Below are 1634 nucleotides of genomic sequence, written 5' to 3'. Positions count from 1 at the left end.
ATGTGGCGGCAAGGTTGAAATGTCCGACGATTTGCAAAATAGAAATGTCCAACTGATCGCCATACGGCACACCGACCAGCCCCGATCTGAGCGGCTGATCCCGCTTGCAAGATCAGATCGGGGCGGGTGGTATACACACCTCTTCGGCTTTAGCTTTGAGGCTATTCGACGTTCAGTTCACTCCGCAGCTTGCTGCTTCAACAGTGCCTTTTTGCGCCGCGCAATCACCGCGGGATCATTCATGAAATCCGTGCTCCGTCCCGGCTTTCGACCCCGTGGCTGGTAACCGATCTTCTCGCTGTTGGTCTTGACGACCGGCGGCACATGCTGGTCCTGACGCTCCTTGACGTAAGCCAGAATATCACCGAGCCGCTTGTTCTCGGTAATGGCCGCATGCGTCACCCGCTGGTCCTTGTCGAACACCGTATAGGGTAGGGAATATCCTTTCCAGCGCACATCGAGGCGACCATCCGCATAGGCGTAGGTCTCGACATAGCGGCCAACCAGACCACGCGTCACGTCGGTCTCCGCCAGCATGATCCGCTTGCGTTCAAATGAAAATGTCAGCTGTGTTCCGACGTAACGCTGCTCGCGTTTACATAGGATCTCGGTCAATCGATCCGGCGCCAGATTCAGCGGCCGGTGCAAATCATCGGAACGGGCAGGGACGATGGAAAATCGAGCATTATACCGGCTCATGAAACTCGCCAGAAACGCGTTGCCAGCCTCCATGTTATCGATCCTGGCCAGTCGCAGTGCCTTGACCAGGCGATCCTGCAATGTCCGGTTCATCCGTTCGACACGACCCTTGGCTTGGCTCGAATTTGCGCAGAGAATCTCGATGTTTAGCTCGCAAAGCGCACGCCCGAACTGGGTCATGGCCTGACCGCCTTTGGCATCCTTCTTTGCCACTCGGAACACCGAATGTTTGTCTGAATAGAACGCAATCGGGGCGCCATGTTCGCGAAGATACAGCGCCAGTGCTTCAAAGTACGAAAACGCACTTTCCGATCGCACAAACCGCAATTGCATCAACTTGCCGGTCGCATCGTCAATGAAAACCAATAACGAACAGGGATCGCCACGGGCTTCGAACCAGCGATGGTCAGAGCCATCAATCTGCACCAGTTCGCCATAAGCCTCGCGACGCAATCTTGGCTGATGAAACGTCCGACGTTGCTTGCGCGACAACCAGATGCCGGCATCGATCATCCAGCGTCGCAGCGTCTCGCGCGACACACACAATCCATCCCGCTCAGCCAGCATCTCGGAGGCCAGGGTCGGACCGAAGTCCGCATAAGATTCCCGGACCAGCGTCACCGCGTAATCTCGAACGCCCTCGCAGATGCGGTTGTTTGACGGCCGGCCGATCGCCTTGTGCCGGATCGATGCCGCACCACCAGTGCCCATCCGCTTCAACAGCCGACGCACCTGGCGCGTGCTCACGTCAAGCACATGCGCCGCCGTCACCATCGTCATACGGCCAGCCGCTACCTTCGACAAAACTTCGATCCGCTGCAGATCGCGCTCGCTCATCGCTATCAATCCCATCTGCTTGTCTCCGCGTTATCAAACGCGGGGAGTGTGACAGTCTAACTTTGCTGAATTAGGACATTCTAACTTTGCGGCTACAT

Annotated in this window: 1 protein-coding gene; it reads right to left on the bottom strand. The window is 56.7% G+C overall.

Going from position 1 to position 1634, the window contains the following annotated elements; genetic code table 11:
• Positions 1-177: 177 nt before the first annotated feature.
• Positions 178-1551, bottom strand: coding sequence for an ISNCY family transposase (locus tag ACI3K0_RS30690; RefSeq protein ID WP_206829645.1), 1374 nt, complete (start codon positions 1549-1551; stop codon positions 178-180).
• Between the last annotated feature and the right edge of the window lie 83 nt (positions 1552-1634).

It is taken from the genome of Rhizobium sp. ZW T2_16, assembly GCF_044987325.1.
Classification (GTDB): domain Bacteria; phylum Pseudomonadota; class Alphaproteobacteria; order Rhizobiales; family Rhizobiaceae; genus Neorhizobium; species Neorhizobium cellulosilyticum.
This window is presented reverse-complemented; position numbering and strand designations above follow the sequence as displayed.